We start from the raw sequence: 18,621 nt of genomic DNA, 5'->3' as shown, positions 1-18,621 counted from the left end.
CTCCGCCGTCACCGTTTGACGGCTCAACGGGCGACGCTGGCTTATCATCACTTCGCTCATGCCTTTCTCCTCAGCGCGTTTAACCGGCGCTTTTGACCTGATGAATGACATCAATCACTGAACCGTCGCGATAGCGCACCACGGCCACCACCCGATCGGTGAATTCGATCGGGTCAGGCGTGCCGGTCAACAGTTCGGCGCGCTGCTGCAGCTCTTCAATGGTCATCAGCGGGATACCCGCGTTACGCAGGTTATCAATCAGGTCCTGACGCGCCGGGTTGACGGCAATACCGTGATCGGTGACCAGCACATCCACGCTGGCGCCCGGCGTCACGCGAGTCAGCACCTTCTCCACCACGCACGGAATACGCCCACGCACCAGCGGCGCGGTGATAATGGTTAAATCCGCGCCTGCCGCCGTATCGCTGTGGCCGCCGGATGCCCCGCGCAGCACGCCGTTGGAGCCGGTCATCACGTTAACGTTGAATCCGGTATCGATCTCCAGCGCGCTCAGCATCACCACATTCAGGCGTTCGCAGGAGACGCCTTTCGAACCGGGATTGGCGTACTGATTAGCGGAAATTTCAATATGGTTAGGGTTATTGGCCAGCGAACGCGCGGCATCGCCGTCAAAAGACTGGGTATCCAGCAGCGCTTTGATCAGACCCTTTTCGTGCAGATCGACCATCGTGCCGGTGATCCCGCCCAGACCAAAGCTGGCGGTAATATTGTTACGACGCATCTTATCTTCGAGGAAGCGGGTCACCGCCAGCGATGCGCCGCCGGTCCCCGTCTGCAATGAGAAACCGTCTTTGAAATAGCCAGAGTGTTCGATCACCTTCGCCGCCTGGCGGGCGATCAGCAGTTCGCGCGGGTTGCTGGTCAAACGGATCGCCCCGGCGGTGATTTTCGCCGGATCGCCGACCTCGTCTACCTGCACGATCAGATCGACCCGATCCTGGGCGATGCTGGCCGGATAGTTTGGATAATCCACCCACTCTTCGGTGAGCAGCACCACGCATCCGGCGGCCTCGGCATCCACTCTGGCGTAGCCCAGCGATCCGCAGCGGGATTTACCGCTAAAGCCGTTGGCGTTGCCATACTCATCGCAGCACGGCACGCCGAGGAACGCCACATCAATGCGTAGCTCACCGGTTTGCACTAAATGCGCCCGGCCGCCGTGAGAGTGGATTTGTACCGGATTTTCCATCAGCCCGGCGGAGATCGCTTCCCCCAGCTTCCCGCGCAGACCGGAGGTGTAAATCTGGCGGATCACGCCATTCTTAATATGTTCAATCAGCGGCCAGTGGGCGTCGATCAGCGAGCTTGAGGCCAGCGTCAGATCGCGAAAACCCATTTCAGCCAGCTTCGCCACCACCATATTGACCACCTTGTCGCCGCCGCGAAACGCGTGATGGAAGGAGATGGTCATACCGTTTTGCAGCCCGGAACGGCGAATCGCCTCCTCCAGCGAGGCGCAGATTTTACGCTGCCGCTTTTCGCTTTCGCTGGCCAGCCACGGGCTCTGCGCCGTCACGCCCGCATAGGGCGCTAATCCTTCCGGCATCACGTACTGCTGATTAAGCATTGCTACGGTCTCTTTCATTATTTACTCCTTAATCACGAATGCCGGAAGCCGACAGCGCCACGACTTTGCGCGCATGATCGATAATCGGTCCATCTATCATCTTGCCGTTCAGCGATACCACGCCCAGACCGCGCGCTTCCGCCTCTTCCGCCGCCGCGATCACCTCCCGCGCATGTTCAACGTCTTTCAGCGTGGGGGCATAAACCTGGTGCAGCAGCTCAATCTGGCGCGGGTTGACCAGCGATTTACCGTTAAAGCCAAGATTCTTCGCCAGATTCGCTTCCGCGAGGAAACCCTCTTCATTGTTAATATCCGACCACACCACGTCGTACGCCGCGATCCCGGCGACGCGCGCCGCGTGCAGCACCGCGCAGCGGGCGTAAAACAGTTCGGTGCCATCGCCGCGGCTGGTGCCCATATCCATAACGTAATCGAAGGCCGCCAGCGCGATGGCCGACAGGCGCGGGCTGGCGCGAGCGATCTCAACCGCGTTCACTACGCCCAGCGCCGACTCTATCGCCGCCATTAATTTCGTGCTGCCCACTTCCCGGCCGCATTCGCGCTCAATCCGCTCGACCTGCGCTTCCAGCTCATGGATATCTTCTTTGCTATCGGTTTTGGGCAGGCGCACCATATCGACGCCCGCGCGCACCACCGCCTCAAGGTCGGCGAGACCAAACGGCGTGCTGAGCGGGTTAATGCGCACCACGGTTTCCACGTCCCGGTAGAGCGGATGCTGTAGCGCATGATGCACCAGCAGGCGGGCGGTATCTTTTTCACGGAGCGAGACGGCATCTTCGAGGTCGAACATCACCGCGTCAGCGCCGTAAACAAATGAGGTGCTTAACATCGCGGCGTTGGCGCCGGGGATAAACAGCATACTGCGACGAGGTTTCATAGCTGACTCCAGTGCGGTTGAGATTGTTGCGCCGCGCGCAGCGCCGCGGCCTGAACCCGAGCCTTCAGTACGCATTCGAGCGCGCCTTTATCATCGACGACGACGTTCGCCCGGGTAACGCCAAGCTGCGTCAGCGTCTCTCTGACCACCCGCTCAATCGCCGCGCCAAACTGCTGCTTCACAATGCTGTCGATTTCAAGCTGAATACCTGGCTCATTCGCAGGCCCGATCCTGACCATCACATCGCTGGATTCCAGCGTGCCGGCCAGGGCGTCAATCATCATTTCCATAGAGGCTGATCCTTAGTTATGGAGGTAAATCAGGCGGTTTGGTGTTCGCTTTCCGCCAGATGCATCAGAAAAGAGAGGGTTCCCGGCGGCACCAGCGGCGCAATCGACGACCACTGGCGCTGCTGATACAGCCTGCGCACCCGGGAAGCGGAAATGGGCGCGCCCTCTTTCTCAACCCGCGCCAGCTCAACCACCTGAATCGCCGGCGCGTCGCCGGGCGCTTCCAGCAGCTGGTGCATGCGCTGGTTGTAGCGACGGGTTAATTCACACAGCGGTTCGCTGCCGACAAAGCGGTGGGTCACGCCCAGCGCCGGGGCTAAACGTTCGCGAAAGAGCTGCAGATCGATCTGGCTGTGGCAATCGTCAACCACGCCTTTGTCTTTAAGGAAGTAGCCGGGAAAAGTGGCGCGCGAGATCAGATAGGCCGATCCCGGATGCAGGGTCACGTTGGCGATCCCGGCGATCCCCTGTTCAATCAGCGCCACGCGATCGCGGTAGCGGAAAAACGAAGCATCCTCCTTCACCACGAACAGATGCAGCCAGTCGCAGCGTTGAGCCGCCTGCTCCACCAGCCAACGATGCCCCAGGGTAAAGGGATTGGCGTTCATCACGATGGCGCCGATTTTTTCGCCGGGCTGACGATACATCGTAAGCTGGCGGCAATAGCGGGCCAGACGTTCGCGGCTATTTTCCATTAACACGGCCTGCTCCCCCGCGCGGGCGATAGGCCAGAACCCGGCGCAGGAGAAGAGCGCCGCGTTATAGGGTTTAGTGAACAGAAACAGTTCGCTGCGGCCCAGCTCATACGCCAGGGTCATCAGTTCAGTCAGCAGCTTCAGGCTGAGCCCTTCCCCCTGCAGCGACGGGTCGACGGCAATACACTTCAGGACGCATCCGGCAATGGCGCCGCAGCCGACAATGCGCCGCTGGTACTCGACGATAATCGCCCATTCGCAGTCCGCCTCCAGCGAGAGCTGGTGCTGATGAAGAAAGAGGTCAACGGCCTCTCGCCGCCGTGGGTCGAGCTGTACCGCGACGCGTTTTACTATCAGATTCATTTTTTTCGCGCTTCATTGACCAAAACGAGCTGTATTTCGCCATCGTTCCCGCAGCGGTTCTTTTATTTCAATCACATTTTTCCGCGTACCTTAATTGGCTTTATGGTTTTTATGTTGTTAATTAATTCAGCAGAATAAAAACAATTAAATTAATTAAAAACACGACTAATCAGTGAAGATAATCACATATCGCCGGGGAACATATTTATTATTATGCCGCCGTCCTATTATTGTTTTTTCTAACGGCATTAATACACAAAATCATTCAAGTTGCATCGAGGCGGTAACTGAATGAATCCCCAGGAGCTTACGCATAGTAAGTGACTGGGGTGAGTGAAGGCTGCCAACAAAGAGGCAGCTTGAAGGATGATGTGTATATTCCTTTTTTTAACAGGGTGACGTCATATGACTAATATGAGCCAGGCTCCATCTGCGGAGAAAAAAGGGGTTAGCGATATTCTGGGGTTTAAAATCTTCGGCATGCCGCTACCGCTTTACGCCTTTGCGTTAATCACTTTACTACTTTCACACTTTTATAATGCCCTGCCGACCGACATTGTTGGTGGCTTCGCGATCATGTTTATTATTGGCGCCGTTTTTGGCGAAATTGGCAAACGCCTGCCAATCTTCAATAAATATATTGGCGGCGCGCCGGTGATGATCTTCCTCGTGGCCGCCTATTTCGTTTACGCCGGCATTTTCACCCAGAAAGAAATTGATGCGATCACTAATGTGATGGATAAAAGTAACTTCCTGAACTTATTCATCGCAGTATTGATTACCGGCGCAATCCTCTCGGTTAACCGTAAGCTGCTGCTGAAATCTCTGCTGGGTTATATTCCGACCATTTTAATGGGGATCCTCGGCGCATCCATCTTCGGGATTATCATTGGCCTGTGCTTCGGTATCTCCATCGACCGCATCATGATGCTGTACGTCCTGCCGATTATGGGCGGCGGCAACGGCGCGGGCGCGGTGCCGCTGTCTGAAATTTATCACTCCGTCACCGGCCGTTCGCGTGAAGAGTACTACTCCACCGCGATTGCTATCCTGACCATCGCCAACATCTTTGCCATCGTCTTTGCTGCACTCCTCGATATTATCGGTAAAAAACACACCTGGCTGAGCGGTGAAGGCGAACTGGTGCGTAAAGCCTCCTTTAAAGTCGACGACGATGAAAAAGCGGGCCAGATTACCCATCGCGAAACCGCCGTCGGCCTGGTGCTCGCCACCACCTGTTTCCTGCTGGCCTACGTTATTGCCAAGAAAATTTTGCCAAGCATTGGCGGCGTCTCTATCCACTATTTCGCCTGGATGGTGCTGATCGTCGCGGCGCTGAACGCTTCCGGCCTCTGCTCGCCGGAGATCAAAGCCGGGGCCAAGCGCCTGTCTGACTTCTTCTCTAAGCAGCTGCTGTGGGTACTGATGGTCGGCGTCGGCGTGTGCTACACCGACCTGCAGGAAATTATCGACGCGATTACCTTCGCGAACGTCATCATCGCGGCGGTGATCGTGGTGGGTGCGGTCGTCGGCGCAGCCGTCGGCGGCTGGATGATTGGCTTCTTCCCGATTGAGTCCGCGATCACCGCCGGTCTGTGCATGGCCAACCGCGGCGGCTCGGGCGACCTGGAAGTGCTCTCGGCCTGTAACCGTATGAATCTTATCTCTTATGCGCAAATCTCCTCCCGTCTGGGCGGCGGTATTGTGCTGGTCATTGCCAGCATCGTGTTCGGCATGATGATGTAACCAACACGCACGATGGCGATGTTTGAGCGTCAACCACAGCGGTGCTCTTTAGGGTCCAGAGCCGGGGGCGGCTTCGGGAAATCCACCCTACTCCTTAGCCGGAAGTATCGTTTGGTTAGCCTTCAAACACGCCGTCGTGCCCTTACTTTAGGGTCTTTCAATGACTGAAGCTGTACTGCTGGGTGAAGGCTTCACCCTGATGTTTCTCGGCATGGGGTTCGTGCTGGCGTTTCTGTTTCTGCTGATTTTCGCCATCCGCGGCATGTCCGCCGCCGTCAACCGCCTCTTCCCGGAACCGGCTCCCGCGCCGAAGGCCGCACCCGCCGCCGTAGCGCCCGCTGACGACTTCGCCCGCCTGGTGCCGGTGATTGCCGCCGCTATCCACCACCATCGCCGACTTAACCCTTAATTCACGGAGGAATCCATGACCGTTGCCATTACCGATGTCGTCCTGCGCGACGCCCACCAGTCCCTTTTCGCCACCCGCCTGCGCCTCGACGATATGCTCCCCGTTGCGGCCGCCCTCGATGACGCGGGCTACTGGTCCCTTGAATGCTGGGGCGGCGCCACCTTTGACGCCTGCATCCGCTTCCTCGGCGAGGACCCCTGGGTCCGCCTGCGCGAGCTCAAAAAGGCCATGCCGAAGACCCCGCTGCAGATGCTGCTCCGCGGCCAGAACCTGCTCGGCTACCGCCACTACGCCGATGACGTGGTGCAGCGCTTCGTCGAGCGCGCCGTCAAAAACGGCATGGACGTGTTCCGCGTCTTCGACGCCATGAACGACCCGCGCAATATGCAGGCCGCCCTGCAGGCGGTGCGCAGCCACGGCGCCCACGCCCAGGGCACGCTCTCCTACACCACCAGTCCGGCCCACACCCTGCAGACCTGGCTCGACCTGACCGAACAGCTGCTGGAGACCGGCGTCGATTCCATCGCGATTAAGGACATGTCCGGCATTCTCACCCCGATGGCGGCCTTCGAGCTGGTGAGCGAAATCAAAAAACGCTATGACGTCAGGCTGCACCTGCATGCTCATGCCACCACCGGGATGGCGGAGATGGCCCTGCTGAAGGCGATTGAAGCGGGGGTTGACGGCGTCGATACCGCCATCTCTTCCATGAGCGCCACCTACGGCCACCCGGCCACCGAGGCGCTGGTCGCCACCCTGGCGGGTACTGAGCACGACACCGGGCTGGATATCCTGAAGCTTGAGAGCATCGCGGCGTACTTCCGCGAGGTGCGCAGGAAATATCACGCCTTTGAAGGCCAGCTGAAGGGCACCGACAGCCGTATCCTCGTGGCCCAGGTGCCGGGCGGGATGCTCACCAACCTCGAGGGCCAGCTGAAGCAGCAGAACGCCGCCCACCGTCTGGATGAGGTGCTGGCGGAAATCCCCCGGGTGCGTGAGGACCTCGGCTTTATCCCGCTGGTCACTCCGACCTCGCAGATTGTCGGCACCCAGGCGGTGCTTAACGTGCTGACCGGCGAACGCTACAGAACCATCGCGAAGGAGACCGCCGGGATACTGAAGGGCGAGTACGGCCACACCCCGGTGCCGGTGAACGCGGCATTACAGGCGCGCGTGCTGGACGGAGCAGAGGCCATCACCTGCCGTCCGGCGGACCTGCTGAAGCCGGAGCTGGCGCAGCTGGAAGCCGACGTGAAGCGCCAGGCGCAGGAGAAGAATATTCAGCTTGCCGACAACGCCATCGACGACGTGCTCACCGTGGCCCTGTTCCCGCAGGTCGGCCTGAAGTTCCTTGAGAACCGCCACAACCCGGCGGCCTTTGAGCCGGTACCGCAGGCTGAAGAGGTCAAACCTGCTGTGAAAGCAGAGAAACCGGCCGCCTCCGGCGTCTACACCGTGGAAGTGGAAGGCAAGGCCTTTGTGGTGAAGGTCAGCGACGGCGGCGATATCAGCCCGCTGACGGCAGCGGCCCCCGTTCAGGCCACGGCCCCCGCAGCCGCCCCGGCAGGCGCCGGCACCCCGGTGACCGCGCCGCTGGCGGGTACCATCTGGAAGGTCATTGCCACGGAAGGCCAGACGGTGGCCGAGGGCGACGTGCTGCTGATTCTGGAAGCCATGAAGATGGAAACCGAAATCCGCGCCGCGCAGGCCGGGACCGTGCGCGGTATCGCGGTGAAATCCGGGGACGCGGTGGCGGTGGGCGACACCCTGCTGAGCCTGGCGTAAGGAAGAGGAACGGAAATGGAAAGTCTGAACGCCCTGATTCAGGGCATGGGGCTGATGCACCTCGGCGCCGGCCAGGCCGTCATGCTGCTGGTGAGCCTGCTGCTGCTGTGGCTGGCCATCGCGAGGAAGTTCGAGCCGCTGCTGCTGCTGCCGATTGGCTTCGGCGGTCTGCTGTCGAATATCCCGGAGGCCGGGCTGGCGCTGACCGCCCTGGAGAGCCTGCTGGCGCACCACGACGCCGGACAGCTGGCGGTGATTGCCGCGAAGCTCCACTGTACGCCGGATGTCCACGCCATCAGGGAGGCGCTGGCGCTGGCCCTGCCGTCGGTGCAGGGGCAGATGGAGGAGCTCGCCGTGGATATGGGCTACTCCGCCGGGGTGCTGGCCATCTTCTATAAGGTCGCCATCGGCTCGGGTATCGCCCCGCTGGTGATTTTTATGGGCGTCGGGGCGATGACCGACTTCGGCCCGCTGCTGGCCAACCCGCGCACCCTGCTGCTGGGGGCGGCGGCGCAGTTCGGCATCTTCGCCACGGTGATGGGGGCGCTGACGCTGAACTACTTCGGCATCATCAGCTTCACCCTGCCGCAGGCGGCGGCCATCGGCATCATCGGCGGCGCGGACGGCCCGACGGCGATTTATCTGTCGGGCAAGCTGGCGCCGGAATTACTCGGGGCCATCGCGGTGGCGGCGTACTCGTATATGGCGCTGGTGCCGTTAATCCAGCCGCCGATTATGAAGGCGCTGACCAGCGAGAAGGAGCGGAAAATCCGCATGGTGCAGCTGCGCACGGTGAGTAAGCGGGAAAAAATCCTCTTTCCGGCGGTGCTGCTGCTGCTGGTGGCGCTGCTGCTGCCGGACGCGGCGCCGCTGCTGGGGATGTTCTGCTTCGGCAACCTGATGCGCGAGAGCGGGGTGGTGGAGCGCCTGAGCGACACGGTGCAGAACGGGCTGATAAATATCGTGACCATTTTCCTCGGGCTGTCGGTGGGGGCCAAGCTGGTGGCGGACAAGTTCCTGCAGCCGCAGACGCTGGGGATACTGGTGCTGGGGGTGATTGCGTTCTGCGTGGGGACGGCGGCGGGGGTGCTGATGGCAAAGCTGCTGAACCTGTGCAGCCGGAACAAAATCAACCCGCTGATTGGCTCGGCCGGGGTGTCGGCGGTGCCGATGGCGGCCAGGGTGTCAAACAAGGTGGGTCTGGAGTCGGACGCGCAGAACTTCCTGCTGATGCACGCGATGGGCCCGAACGTGGCGGGGGTGATTGGCTCGGCGATTGCCGCCGGGGTGATGCTCAAGTACGTGCTGGCGATGTAAAAACGTGTTGTTCCCGGCTCGCGCTGCGCTTAGCCGGGCTACCCGCCCGGACGGGCGCCGCGCGCCGCCTCCGGGAAATACCCCAGGCTACGGCGCAAAAGCCCGATCGGGTGGTACGTAAAACGTCGTATTCCTACTGGATGTGTTCTGAAATCAGTAAATCTGTGGGCCGATTCAGCGCCGTCGGCCCCTAAAAAAGAGAAAATGACCTTTTGATGTCAATTCGCCCAATGTTTGCCCGAAAAATCACGCACTGGTTTGCCCGACGTTCGTTTCAGAACCGCATCTTCCTGTTGATCCTGTTTACCTCGACAATCGTGATGCTGGCCATGTCATGGTATCTCACCAGCATTACGGAGGAACGCCTGCATTACCAGGTGGGACAGCGCGCGCTGATTCAGGCCATGCAGATCTCCGCCATGCCTGAACTGGTTGACGCGGTAGAAAAGCACGATTTACCGCGCATTAAAGAACTTATCGACCCGATGCGATCGTTTTCCGACGCCACCTATATCACCGTCGGTGACGCGAAAGGCAGGCGCCTGTATCACGTGAATCCAGAGGAAATCGGTAAATCGATGGAAGGCGGAGACAGCGACGAGGCGCTGTATAACGCCAAAAGCTACGTGTCGGTGCGTAAAGGATCGCTCGGTTCGTCATTACGCGGCAAGTCGCCGATCCAGGACAGCACCGGGAAGGTGATCGGTATTGTATCGGTGGGCTACACCATCGAACAGTTAGAAAACTGGCTGAGTCTGCAAATCGGATCGCTGATGATCCCGATGGCGATCATGCTGCTTCTGCTGCTCTACTGCGCCCGGCGCTTCTCGCTGCATATCAAAAAACAGATGCTGAATATGGAACCACAGCAGCTCTCACAGCTGCTTATCCAGCAGAGCGTCCTGTTTGAATCGGTCTTTGAGGGGCTGATAGCCATTGACTCCCACTACCGAATTACCGCCATCAATCAAACCGCAAGGAGGCTATTAAACCTGAGCCAGCCGGAAACCATTCTGATTGGCAAAAGCATCAGCAGCGTCATCTCTCAGGAGGCATTCTTCTATGACGCGCCGCAGACAAATAAAAAAGACGAAATCGTCACTTTTAATCAGATTAAAGTGATCGCCAGCCGTATGGCCGTCACGCTTAATAACGAGCCCCAGGGCTGGGTCATTAGCTTTCGCAGTAAAGACGATATCAACACTCTGAGCCTGCAGCTCAGCCAGGTCCAGCAGTACGCGGATAACCTGCGCGCCGTACAGCACGAGCATCGCAATCTGATCTCCACCATTGCCGGGCTGCTGTTTTTAAAACGCTACGATAACGCGCTGGATCTTATTCAGCAGCAGTCTGAGAGCCACCAGAAAGTGCTCGATTTTATTGCCCGCAATTTTAAAGTGAACCACCTTGCCGGGCTGCTGATCGGCAAATATTACCGCGCCAAAGAGCTCGGATTAGAGCTGGTCTTCGATCCCGCCTGCCACGTTGAAACTCTCCCCTCTTCGCTGTCGCATAATGAATGGATCTCGATCGTCGGCAATTTGTTGGATAACGCCTACAACGCTGCCCTACGTCAGCCGGCAGGTTCAAAGCAGATCGAATGCCTGATCAACAGCGAGGGCGGCGAAGCGATCGTCGAGATCGCCGACCAGGGCTGCGGGATTGAGGAATCGCTGCGCGATCGTATTTTTGAGCGCGGCGTGACCAGCAGCGACAGCGGCGATCACGGCATCGGACTCTGGCTGGTTCGCAGCTACGTTGAGCAGGCGGGCGGCAATATCGTCGTCGATGACAACATCCCTTTTGGCACTATTTTTACCCTTTATATCCCCCTGACCCGAGATGAACACCATGGATAGCATCACCACTCTCATCGTTGAAGACGAACCTATGCTGGCGGAAATTCTGGTGGATACCATCAAGCAATTTCCCCAGTTCGAAGTCATTGGCATTGCGGATAAACTGGAAAGCGCAAAAAAGATGCTTCGCCTCTATCAGCCCCAGCTCACCCTGCTGGATAACTTCTTACCCGATGGCAAAGGACTCGATTTGATCCGCCACGCCGTCAATACTCATTATAAAGGGCGCATCATTTTCATCACCGCCGACAACCATATGGATACCATCAGCGAAGCCCTGCGGATGGGCGTTTTTGATTACCTGATTAAACCCGTTCACTATCAGCGCCTGCAGCATACGCTTGAGCGTTTTGCCCGCTATCGCAGCTCTCTTCGCTCAAGCGAGCAGGCAAGCCAGACCCATGTTGACGCCCTGTTCAATATCCAGGCAAAAGAGCACGCGGAAGCCGCAGGCTCTCCGCTGCGGGGTATTGATGAGAGCACCTTTAATCGGGTATTACAGCTCTTTGCCGACCCGGAAACGGTCCATACCGCAGACACCCTGGCCCGTATTCTCGGCAGTAGTAAAACCACCGCCCGCCGCTACCTTGAGCAGGGCGTTAAAAACGATTTCCTTGAGGCTGAAATCAGCTATGGCAAAGTCGGCAGACCGGAGCGGATTTATCACGGTAAACATCCTGCGCATATTTAAGCACCGGGAGATGCCCTGTTGAGTGTGCATCTCCTTTTCACTCGCTTATTCCACCGTGTAGCTGACAATAATTTGCCCTTTTTTCATCTTCACCTGGGAAATGACGACTTTACCCAGTTCGGACAGGCTGGCCACGTGCGTCCCGCCGCAGAGATAGCTCTGCATGTCGCCGAACCCGACCTTGCGCAGGCCATCGGCAAAAGTAAGCTGACGCGGTAAATTGTCTGCCTGCCAGGCCTCAACTTTTTCCAGCAGCGCGCTGGCCTCGGGCAGCCCGCCATGCGCGCCTGGGGCAAAAATAATACGGCTTTCTCCCGGCCAGTGATGTCCTTTGATCGGCTGCCAGCCCGACAGCTCCCCGGCCTGGGCAAGCGCGTGCCCGGCGGAGTGCAGACGCGCGTGCAGCCGCCGGCTCTCTGGATCGATGCGGATCGTGACCTCGCCGGCCGGCAGCGGCTGTGAAACGATATGCGCCACGCTATCGCCGCGGCTAACCACGCCCTCGACGGCGAGGCCGGCAATCCAGCCGCGATCCGCCGGCTGCCCGCCGCCCTGCGGGTGAAACAGCGTGCGATCCAGCTCAATGGCATAGCGGCCATCGGCTTCGCTCAGGCAGTTGACGACTTGCGCAAGGCATTCCTCGGCGTCGCTGGTGTAATAAAGGCGTTCAGTCATGGTTGTCCTCCTCTCTGTCAGGACAGTATATTGATATTGCTGGCGGCGATAATCCCGCCTGACATCAACGCAATTTTGCTCCGGAAGCACAAATGAATCTGAGCCTACTGCCCGACCTCGCCCTGTTCGTACAGATTGTGGAACAGGGCAGCTTCTCCGCCGTCGCACGCCAGGCCGGCGCAACGCCTTCGGCGATCAGCCGCAGCGTCTCGCGCCTGGAGCAGGAGATGGGCTGCAAGCTGCTGCACCGCACCACGCGCAAGCTGCGCCTCAGCGATGCCGGGAAAATGGTGTATGAACATGCGCTGGAGATGCTGGAATCGGCGCGTCTGGCCATGGACTCCGCCAGCAGTACCCAGGCGGTGGCGCAGGGCAAGCTCACGCTCAGCGTGCCGAAAGCCGTGGGCCGGTTTGCCATTCACCCGCTGATGCTGGAATTTTTTAACCGCTACCCGAAGATCGACGTCTGTCTGCGGCTTGAGGATCGGGTTCTCGATTTTATTGATGACGGCATCGATCTGGCGCTGCGTATCACCCCTACCCCCTCGCCGGGGCTGCACGGTAAGCCTTTGATGACTATCAGCCACGTCATCTGCGCGACGCCCGGCTATCTGGAGCACTATGGAACGCCGCAAACGCCGCAGGATCTGCGCGAACATAGCTGTATCAGCCTTGGCGAGACGCCCGCCGATTCGCGCTGGAAGTTCCGCCGCGGGGGGAAAACGGAAACAATTCAGACTCATGGCCGCTACGCCGCCAACCATACCGCCGTGCGCCTCGATGCCGTGAAGCAGAATCTGGGCATCGGCAGCCTGCCGCTGTTTACCGCCCGTGAGGCGCTGGCGCGCGGCGAGATTGTGCAGGTTTTACCGGAGTGGGAGTTTATCAGCCGCTATTCCGGCAAGCTCTGGCTACTGTGGTCGGGCAATAAGCATATGCCCGCCAGAATGCGGGCGATGATTGATTATCTTAGCGAGAAGATGAAGCCGGCTTCAGGCAGCCCAGCTTTAGCGCCGCGATCGAAAACCACGGAATAAGCGGCTATGAATAAAAACGGGGATGCAATATCACCCCCGTTGATTCATCTTGATGATCAATATCGTTTACTGATGGTGGGTTGTTAAGCGTAATTTATTATAATTAATCAGGCTTCCCGCCTTAATTATCTCCCGCTCTGCTGAGGTGAGCCCCTCCATGTAAAGAGAGAGCTCTTTAATGGGGCGCTCGTGGCCGATCACGAACGCGGTAATCTGACGCAGATCGGTTTCCAGGGCTGACCTGATCCCCGGGATATAGATGAAGTCGCCGACCTCAAACTCCGGCAGCGCCTTCATCTGCAATGGCAGCATTCCCCAGTTAATCACGTTCGAACGATAGCGCTTCGTGGCATACTGCTGGGCAATATTTGCCAGGCCACCAAGGACTCTCTGGCAGCTGGCGGCTTGCTCTCGGGCGGAACCATCGCCGGGTTTGACCGCATAAACCATGCTGCCAATCTCCGTCTGCTCAAGCGTGACATTTTCCTGCCCCGGAAGTTGGCGGATCCGGGAAAAAACCGCCTCAAGCTGCGGCTCCAGACGACAAGGATCGTCCCCCTCGATTCGTAATTTTTCCAGCGCCGCAATCTTCTTACTACGGCCGACATAGCCCGGATCGCGTCGCGAAAGGGTAAACTCAGCCAGCCCTAACGGATTGGAGCGAAATGATGAGGTTTCGCCTGATGGAATCAGTTCATCGGTGGTGGTCACCGGATCCATGATTTTTGAGGTCACGTTTAACAAAATATTGTCCGTCAGCTCACTCATCTCCGGCCAGTCTTTTATATTGGGGCCGTAGATCAGCGATTGGCGGGACGCTCCTTTAATAAACCCTTGATAAACACGGCTCCGATAAGGTGAAGCATCAAATTCATACTGCGGAATGTCTTCCCAGCAATCGAGCGCGGAAGCCGATGTCAGCACGCCCCCATTGGCAGCCGTCGCCGCTATGGAGCGGGCATCCATCAGCGCAACGGCCGACATTTGCCCATTCCCGGGTTTGGACCCTTCCCGGTTGGGAAAATTACGCGTCGTGTGGCGAATGCTCAGTCCATTATGCATGGGCGTGTCGCCTGCGCCGAAGCAGGGGCCGCAAAATGCGGTACGCATAATTGCGCCGGCGCTCAATAACGCGGTGGTCATGCCCTTTTTAGTCAGGTCCATCAACACCGGCTGGGAAGAGGGGTATATCGCGAGAGAGAAAGCGCTATCGCCGCAGGCGTGATTTTTCAAGGCATGAGCCGCTTCGACCACGTTAACATAATTTCCGCCAGCGCAGCCGGCGATGATCCCCTGCTGAATCCGCAGCTTTCCATGTTCGACTTTATCCAGCAGGGAGAGCCTGGCGCGTCCCTGGGAAATGTTATCCGCCGCAATCTCAACCTCGTGCAAAATATCCTGCAAATTCTCATTAAGCGTATCAATTTCATATACGTTGGCAGGGTGAAAAGGCAAGGCGATCATCGGCTTGATGGTGCTTAAATTCACTTCTATGCAGCCATCATAGTAGGCCATCTCTTTTGCTGAGAGCGGACAATAGTCTTGTTCCCTGCCGTGAATACGCAGGTAGTTTTTTGTCTCTTCATCCGTTTGCCAGATGGACGATAAACAGGTGGTCTCCGTGGTCATCACATCTACGCTATTCCTGAAGTCGGTAGACATTGTCGCCACCCCAGGCCCCACAAACTCCATAACTTTATTTTTCACATAACCGCGCTCGAACACCGCGCCAATTATCGCCAGGGCAATATCCTGAGGGCCAACGCCGGGCGAGGGTTTCCCTGTCAAATACACGGCGACAATCTCAGGATAATCAATATCCCAGGTCTCTCCGAGCAGTTGCTTAACCAACTCGCCGCCCCCCTCGCCAACCGCCATGGTCCCTAAAGCGCCATAGCGCGTATGGCTGTCTGAGCCCAGGATCATTTTCCCACCGCCGGCCATCATCTCGCGCATATATTGATGAATAACTGAGATATGGGGCGGGACATAAATACCGCCATATTTTTGCGCTGAGGACAAACCAAATATATGATCGTCGCTGTTGATAGTGCCGCCGACAGCGCAAAGCGAATTATGGCAATTCGTCAGAACATAGGGTAATGGAAAACGTTCCATTCCCGAGGCCTTAGCAGTCTGGATGATGCCCACAAAAGTAATATCGTGGGAGGCCATTGAATCAAATTTAATTTTTAACTGCTGTTCGTTCCCTGAAGTATTATGGGCGGAGAGGATCGTCCACGAGATCGTTCCCTTGCGCGCCTCATGCTTATCTAACGCGACTGACCCCTTATCAGCAGCAATAATACCGTGCTGATGTGATATATAGACTCCGTGGTCATACAATTTAATCATCACATATATCCTTAGATGTTGAAAAAACACGCCTGACATTAGCCATTCGGTAAAAATGGCTGACCGCGATTAATAAAATGGGAAGAAAACAGGCAGCAAAATAAAGCTGACAATGACCGATATCAAAATAAGCGGCAATCCAACCTTAACGTAATCGACAAATTTGTAGCCACCCGCGGAAAAAATCATCATATTAGCCGGGGTGCCCACCGGCGTTGCGTAAGCACATGAACAGCCGATAACAATCGCCATTAACACCGCCCGGGGATCGGCGCCCATAGAATGAGCAATAGACAGGCCAATCGGCATTAATAAAGCGGCGGTTGCCGTATTCGACATGAAATTGGTTAACGCGCAGGAGATTATCAATACGGCGCTCAGAAGTAAGAAAGGCGACGCCTGCTGGCCTAATAACGCGATAATTGAGCGCGCCATAATGGCGCCAGCGCCGGTGGTTTCCAGCGCTTTTGCTAATGCCAGAGTGCCGCCGAAGAGGAAAATCGTCTGCGAGTCGATAGCCTGGTAAGCCTGTTTTTCCGTAATAACCCGGGTCACAATCAACGACAATGCGCCAATTGAACCGACGATCGCAATCGGCAAACCCAGCTGTTTTTCAAATATCATGCCCAGTACGGTCAGGATTAATACCGATAGCGCAATCACCTGCTTATATTTCGGGCATGCCTGCGCTTTAATATTATTAACACTTTGACGCTGGGCCACATTCGTTTTTGGCAATATGCGATAGCCGATCGTCACAAAATAGAGTATGCCGCAGGCCAGCATCGGAATGCCTAACTTAGCATATTCAAAAAACCCGAAGCGTTGACCAACCTGCTCCAGCGCCGACTGCGCGATAAGATTGCCGGGTGAGCCGATCAGCGATAAATTTCCCCCCAGCGCCGAGGCAAAAGCCAGCGGCATAAGCAAGCGCGACCGGGCATATCCTGATTTCATCGCTGCGCCAATCACCACAGGAATGAGGACCGCCGCCGTGCCGGTATTGGATAGCAGCCCGGAAAGCGTTCCGCAGACCAGCATAATGACGACTATCAGCTGCTTTTCTGTCCTGGCGTAGCGTGTAACCATACTACCAATTTTATCCGTCACCCCGGTTTCGAATAAGGCGCCGCCAACCACAAACATAGCCACAAACAAAATCACATTTTGATTAATAAAACCGGCAAAAGCCGTTTTGACATCAAAAACCCCGGTCACCACCAGAGTAATACAAACAATCATGGCCGTTACCGCTAAAGGTATTTTTTCCCAAACAAACATGACAATAGAAAAAACCAATAGCGACAACGTAATCGTAACTGGAGACATAAATATATCGCACCTCACCTTGCTAAAAGGCTATGTTTTCTTAATAAGAGGACTTCCCCCCGGGCATCAGAGGATGCCCGGGCAAACCTTCATCTCCTTAAAGATTATTTAAATTACTCCCCAGGCGATTAACATCTCCCACCACCATACCCCGAGGGTGATTTGCAGAATAAAAGTCAGCAATGCTAATATCCCACCAATAATCCACCATGATTTGATATCATTATAGCCAACGCCAAAAATAACTGGCCCAGCCGCACCGCCGTAGTGGGTTACCATGCCCCCATAAGAGTTGCTGAATAATAGCGCGAGCGCGGTGAGCATTATCGGTGCGCCAGAAACATTCGCCAGCATGGCAAAGACCGGTACCATGGCGACAATATAAGCACTCCCTGACGCGAAGAAATAACGAACCAATATGCTCAGTGCGACAATCACAATAAAAGCGACATTGCCGTGGCCATCAAAGGAAATATTATTTTTAAGCGCCTCTGCAAGCCATACGAAAAATCCAACCTTAGAGAGCAATGAGCTTAAACCAATAATACCCCCGTACCAGATGAGCGTATTCCATCCTCCTTTATTCTTAATCACGTCATCCCAGGTGACGATTTTCAATACCAGCATCAGCGCCATTACGCAGATTGCAACGGTAGACTCATTGACCCCCAGGGCGCTGCTGAATACCCAACCGCCGAGCGCAAGAACAAAGAGGCAAGACAGCATCTTTTCCCGCACCGTCATCGGCCCCAAAGCGTCTATGCCTGTCTGAGCAATCTTTTTATTATCAACCCGCTTTAATTCTGGCGGATACAGCTTGTAGGTAATCAGCGGCGTCAGCAGCAACATAATGATGCCAGGTAGTCCTGCGGCCAGCGCCCAACCTCCCCAGCTTAATTTTATGTGGCAAATATCTTCGATCATTTTCAGCGCGAGGATATTCCCGGCCATGGCGGTGAAGAACATGTAGCTGGTCGTTTTAGTGACCATATAGATGTTCAGCATGAGGTAGTGGCCCACGCGCTTCGCGCTCCGCTCCGGCTCTGACCCTAAGGCGACGGCGACGCTATTGATTATGGGTAAGACGATGCCGCCGGCGCGGGCCGTATTCGACGGCGTGGCGGGCGCCAGAATCAGGTCAAGAAAAGCGGTAACATAGCCAAGGCCCAACGTCGTGCTGCCAATCTTGCCGATAAGAATATAAGCAATTCTTTTACCCAATCCGGTAATCACAAATGCCGCGCTCAGGGTAAATGCAGAAAAGACTAACCAGGTGGTACCTGATGAATATCCGCTTAATACGCTGGCGGCTTTTATCGAACCGTCACCCAAATTGCCCACAATCACCATTGATGCCGCAACGGCGATCAGCAGTACCACGGGTTCAGAAAACGGTTTAATCACTAAACCTACAATCGCTGCCAGATAGATACCGGATAATACCCAGGCAAGTGTTGATAATCCTTCCGGCGCCGGGCATAAACTGATGAGTAACGGTATTGCTATAATAACAAGCAGCTTCCATAATTTATTATTTTGCATTTCCATTCCTTACCTGCACTCAATATTTGAGGATGCTTGCTG

Annotated in this window: 15 protein-coding genes; 7 read left to right on the top strand and 8 right to left on the bottom strand. The window is 56.5% G+C overall.

Going from position 1 to position 18,621, the window contains the following annotated elements:
* Positions 1-79: 79 nt before the first annotated feature.
* The 4 genes from citF to citC are packed head-to-tail and all read right to left on the bottom strand — an operon-like array spanning position 80 to position 3,834.
* Positions 80-1,606 (bottom strand): citrate lyase subunit alpha, encoded by a 1,527-nt coding sequence (gene citF, locus BJF97_RS04920; RefSeq protein ID WP_014227883.1) that lies wholly within the window; start codon positions 1,604-1,606, stop codon positions 80-82.
* A 10-nt stretch (positions 1,607-1,616) separates the two neighbouring features.
* Complete coding sequence (gene citE, locus BJF97_RS04915; protein ID WP_025106468.1) at positions 1,617-2,486, bottom strand: citrate (pro-3S)-lyase subunit beta; 870 nt, start codon at positions 2,484-2,486, stop codon at positions 1,617-1,619.
* A complete protein-coding gene (gene citD / locus BJF97_RS04910) occupies positions 2,483-2,776 on the bottom strand; it encodes a citrate lyase acyl carrier protein (protein ID WP_014227881.1) in 294 nt (97 codons plus the stop codon). Before citD ends, citE begins: the two co-directional genes overlap by 4 nt.
* A gap of 29 nt (positions 2,777-2,805) precedes the next feature.
* On the bottom strand, positions 2,806-3,834 hold the full coding sequence (gene citC, locus BJF97_RS04905; protein WP_032694439.1) for a [citrate (pro-3S)-lyase] ligase: 1,029 nt from the start codon (positions 3,832-3,834) through the stop codon (positions 2,806-2,808).
* Positions 3,835-4,239: 405 nt separating this feature from the next.
* On the opposite strand from citC, the gene citS reads away from it, so the two are divergent.
* From citS to citB, 6 genes are all read left to right on the top strand, one after another.
* Entirely contained in the window at positions 4,240-5,580 is a 1,341-nt protein-coding gene (citS, locus tag BJF97_RS04900) for a citrate/sodium symporter CitS (protein WP_014837380.1), read from the top strand.
* A gap of 160 nt (positions 5,581-5,740) precedes the next feature.
* The gene (locus tag BJF97_RS32190) at positions 5,741-5,989 is read left to right on the top strand and encodes an oxaloacetate decarboxylase subunit gamma (RefSeq protein WP_074193856.1); all 249 of its coding nucleotides are present in this window, start codon (positions 5,741-5,743) and stop codon (positions 5,987-5,989) included.
* 15 nt (positions 5,990-6,004) lie between these two features.
* Positions 6,005-7,774: a sodium-extruding oxaloacetate decarboxylase subunit alpha gene (gene oadA / locus BJF97_RS04890; RefSeq protein WP_070082851.1), complete on the top strand. Its 1,770-nt coding sequence runs from the start codon at positions 6,005-6,007 to the stop codon at positions 7,772-7,774.
* A 15-nt stretch (positions 7,775-7,789) separates the two neighbouring features.
* Positions 7,790-9,091, top strand: coding sequence for an oxaloacetate decarboxylase subunit beta (locus BJF97_RS04885; protein ID WP_070082850.1), 1,302 nt, complete (start codon positions 7,790-7,792; stop codon positions 9,089-9,091).
* A gap of 230 nt (positions 9,092-9,321) precedes the next feature.
* On the top strand, positions 9,322-10,950 hold the full coding sequence (gene citA / locus BJF97_RS04880; RefSeq protein WP_014227876.1) for a citrate sensor histidine kinase CitA: 1,629 nt from the start codon (positions 9,322-9,324) through the stop codon (positions 10,948-10,950).
* Positions 10,943-11,641 carry a citrate response regulator transcription factor CitB gene (gene citB / locus BJF97_RS04875; protein WP_004098499.1) on the top strand — a complete coding sequence of 233 codons (699 nt, stop codon included), beginning with the start codon at positions 10,943-10,945 and terminating at the stop codon, positions 11,639-11,641. The genes citA and citB overlap by 8 nt, the downstream gene beginning before the upstream one ends.
* A gap of 45 nt (positions 11,642-11,686) precedes the next feature.
* Here citB and BJF97_RS04870 read toward each other — a convergent pair whose 3' ends face one another.
* Complete coding sequence (locus BJF97_RS04870; RefSeq protein ID WP_070082849.1) at positions 11,687-12,316, bottom strand: hypothetical protein; 630 nt, start codon at positions 12,314-12,316, stop codon at positions 11,687-11,689.
* Between the two features lie 92 nt (positions 12,317-12,408).
* Here BJF97_RS04870 and BJF97_RS04865 point away from each other — a divergent pair, with 92 nt between their 5' ends.
* Positions 12,409-13,353: a LysR family transcriptional regulator gene (locus BJF97_RS04865; protein ID WP_032694604.1), complete on the top strand. Its 945-nt coding sequence runs from the start codon at positions 12,409-12,411 to the stop codon at positions 13,351-13,353.
* Between the two features lie 66 nt (positions 13,354-13,419).
* Here the strand turns inward: BJF97_RS04865 and BJF97_RS04860 are convergent, their stop codons facing one another.
* From BJF97_RS04860 to BJF97_RS04850, 3 genes are all read right to left on the bottom strand, one after another.
* Positions 13,420-15,708, bottom strand: coding sequence for a hydratase (locus BJF97_RS04860; protein WP_032694605.1), 2,289 nt, complete (start codon positions 15,706-15,708; stop codon positions 13,420-13,422).
* 69 nt (positions 15,709-15,777) lie between these two features.
* Complete coding sequence (locus BJF97_RS04855) at positions 15,778-17,037, bottom strand: SLC13 family permease (RefSeq protein WP_032694606.1); 1,260 nt, start codon at positions 17,035-17,037, stop codon at positions 15,778-15,780.
* Positions 17,038-17,145: 108 nt separating this feature from the next.
* Entirely contained in the window at positions 17,146-18,579 is a 1,434-nt protein-coding gene (locus tag BJF97_RS04850; RefSeq protein ID WP_004098491.1) for an anion permease, read from the bottom strand.
* Positions 18,580-18,621: the final 42 nt, after the last annotated feature.

The organism is Klebsiella sp. LTGPAF-6F, assembly GCF_001753185.1.
GTDB classification, from domain to species: Bacteria; Pseudomonadota; Gammaproteobacteria; order Enterobacterales; family Enterobacteriaceae; genus Klebsiella; species Klebsiella michiganensis.
Note: the sequence above shows the minus strand (reverse complement) of the source record. Positions and strands in the feature narration are given on the sequence as shown.